Genomic DNA, 2,626 nt, shown 5'->3' on the forward strand with positions numbered 1-2,626 from the left:
GGTCGGCGACGACCGCCGCCGACGCCGCCCGGACGGCCTCGTCCACCGTGTCCGGCCCGGCGCGGTGCACCTCGGCCACGACCTCGCCGTCGACCGGGCTGCGCACCCGGTAGCGCGCGGCGGCCGGGTCGGTGTACCGGCCACCGAGCCAGGATCGGACGTCGGCGGTCACCGGGCGTCTCCGGCACCGACCGGCGCGCCGTCGGCGGCCAGCGAGGCGTGGATCATCTCGACCACCCGGACGGCGGCGAGGCCCTCCTCACCGGGCACCGGCGCGGGTGCGCCCTCGGCAGCCGCCCGGACGAACTCCTCCACCTCGGTACGGATGTTGGACACGCCGGTGGCGGCGCGGCTGGGCCAGTTGCGGGTGTCGCCGTTGACCGCGCCGTCGGAGGTGGCGTGCAGCAGGTCGACGTGGCCAAGGTCGATCTCGACGGAGCCGTGCTCACCGACCACCCGCAGCCCGGCCAACGCCCGGTTGGGTCGCCCGTCGGGCAGCGTCCAGTTGTTCTCCATCGAGCCGATGACGTCACCGTCGTAGCGGACGGTCGCGTAGACGGCGTCGGCGTGGGCGGAGAGCACGGCCCGGCCGAGGGCGGACACCCGGACCGCGGTCAGTCCGGTGACGAAGCGGACCAGGTCGGCGTCGTGGATGCCGAGGAACCACGCCACGCTGGTGCGTTCCGAGGGGCGTACGGCCACCGTGCGGGTGGTGTCGCGCCAGACGTCGACGTGCCACAGGGGACCGAGCTCACCGGAGCGGACCAGCTCGCGGGCGCGGACCACGCGGGGGTCGAAGCGCAGGATGTGACCGACCGAGAGGGCGTGCGGGTCGGGTCGGGCGTCGAGGATCTTCTGCGCGTCCGCCGAGCTGGTGGCCAGCGGCTTCTCGACCAGCACCCGTACCCCGGCCCGCAGGAACGGGATGGTGGTCTGCGGGTGCAGGTGGTCCGGGGTGCAGACGCTGACCACGTCGACCCGGTCGAGCAGCTCCTCGACGTCGCGGTGCACGGGTACGCCGAACCGGTCGCGGAGCGGCTGTTCCGCAGCGGGATCGGGCTCGACCAGACCGACCAGGTCGACCCCCGGGTGCTGGTGGTAGATCCCGGCGTGGAGCTGACCCATCCAGCCCATCCCCACGACTGCCGCTCTCAACATCGTCTCTCCGTCTCTCGCGGTTCGGTCGGCTCGGATGCAGCCAGCGCAACCTGTTGCAGGGATTCCTACCAGCCCATTCCACAGGCTGCAAGGGATGTTCTGAGAATGGAACGTCATGTACTGTCCGTGCAACCACGTTCCAATCAATGAATGGAGTTCGATGGAAACCCCGCCGGTCGAGGAGATCTGCCGCCGCTTCGGCAAGCTCTACGTGGCGGCGATCGCCGACGCGCTGGACGATGCCGGGCTGTGGCACCAGGTGATGACCGATGTGCTGCCGCTGACCACCGACATGGCGGTGGCGGGCGTGGCCTTCACCGCGCTGGGCCGCCCCGAACGAAGCACCGACCGTTCCGTACGCCTGGGCGCCCGGATGATCGACGAGCTCTCCGCAGGCGAGGTCGCGGTCTTCGACTGCGCCGGTGACCGGACGGTCGGCCACTGGGGCGAGTTGCTGACCAACGGCGCCATGGCGCGCGGCGCCGTCGGCGCCGTCATCGACGGCGGTGTCCGCGACACCGGCGCGATCCTGCCGCTGAAGTTCCCGGTCTTCAACCGGTTCCGCAGCGCCCGCGACGCCAAGGGCCGCTGGAACGTCGTCGACATGCAGTCCCCGGTGGTCTGCGGCGGCGTCCCCGTGCACCCGGGCGACATCATCGTCGGCGACAGCGACGGGGTCGTCGTCGTCCCCCGCGCGATCGCGATGGACGTGCTCGTCGAGGCCGAGGCGACGGTCCGCACCGAGACGGAGATCCGGCAGCGGGTCCGGGCCGGGGAGTCGGTGGGCGCCCTCTACCAGCAGTACGAGCGGTTCTGACCATGGGTGGCAGTGCACCCTCCTGGGGCCGCCCGGACCCCCGGCTGACCGACACCGTGCGGGCCCTGCCCCGCGTCGGGATCCACCGCTGGCCGGTCACCTGCTGGCCGGCGCCCCGCCTGCACCCGGCCGGCAACCCCGTCGTGATCGCCGAGGAGCACGGCGGGTTCGCCTTCGGCGGCAACAAGGTCCGTCAGGTCGACGTCCTGCTCGGCCAGGCCCGCGAGGCCGGCGCCGACACGGTCGTCACCTCGGCCGGACCGCACTCCAACCTCTGCCGGGTGGTGGCCGCCGCCGCCCGCGCCGCCGGCCTCGACGTGCACCTCGTGCTGCGCGGCGAACCACCGGCCGAACCCAGCCGCAACCAGGTGCTCTACGAGCTGACCGGGGCCAGCCTGCACTGGGTGCGCACCACCGACGCCTTCGATCCCGTCCAGGCGCAGACCATGACCGCCATCGCCGAGCAGGGCCGCACGACCGGGGCGACGACCGCCGTCATCGACGTACGGACCGCGCCCGGAAGCACCCTCTGCGCGCTGGCCACCACCGCCGCCGTCGACGAACTCGCCGACACCCTCGCCGACCGGCCACCGGACCGGATCATGCTCGCGGGCGGCGCCGGCAACACCGCCGGCGGCGTCCTGGCCGCGC

Annotated in this window: 3 protein-coding genes; 2 read left to right on the forward strand and 1 reads right to left on the reverse strand. The window is 73.0% G+C overall.

Features of this window, described 5'->3' with window-relative positions; translation table 11 throughout:
- Positions 1-168: 168 nt before the first annotated feature.
- Positions 169-1,158, reverse strand: a complete 990-nt coding sequence (locus tag EYA84_RS30235; protein ID WP_161595071.1) for a Gfo/Idh/MocA family protein — start codon at positions 1,156-1,158, stop codon at positions 169-171.
- Between the two features lie 160 nt (positions 1,159-1,318).
- Between EYA84_RS30235 and EYA84_RS30240 the strand changes: the two genes are divergently transcribed.
- Positions 1,319-1,975, forward strand: coding sequence for an RraA family protein (locus tag EYA84_RS30240; protein ID WP_161595072.1), 657 nt, complete (start codon positions 1,319-1,321; stop codon positions 1,973-1,975).
- A 2-nt stretch (positions 1,976-1,977) separates the two neighbouring features.
- The coding region (locus tag EYA84_RS30245; protein WP_131057616.1) for a pyridoxal-phosphate dependent enzyme at positions 1,978-2,626 on the forward strand (649 nt) is incomplete at its 3' end.

It is taken from the genome of Verrucosispora sp. SN26_14.1 (genome assembly GCF_004307965.1).
Lineage (GTDB): Bacteria > Actinomycetota > Actinomycetes > Mycobacteriales > Micromonosporaceae > Micromonospora.

Coding starts and splice junctions, on each gene's coding strand:
- EYA84_RS30235 (WP_161595071.1), bottom strand. CDS start 1,158: ATGTTGAGAGCGGCAGTCGTGGGGATGGGCTGGATGGGTCAGCTCCAC.
- EYA84_RS30240 (WP_161595072.1), top strand. CDS start 1,319: ATGGAAACCCCGCCGGTCGAGGAGATCTGCCGCCGCTTCGGCAAGCTC.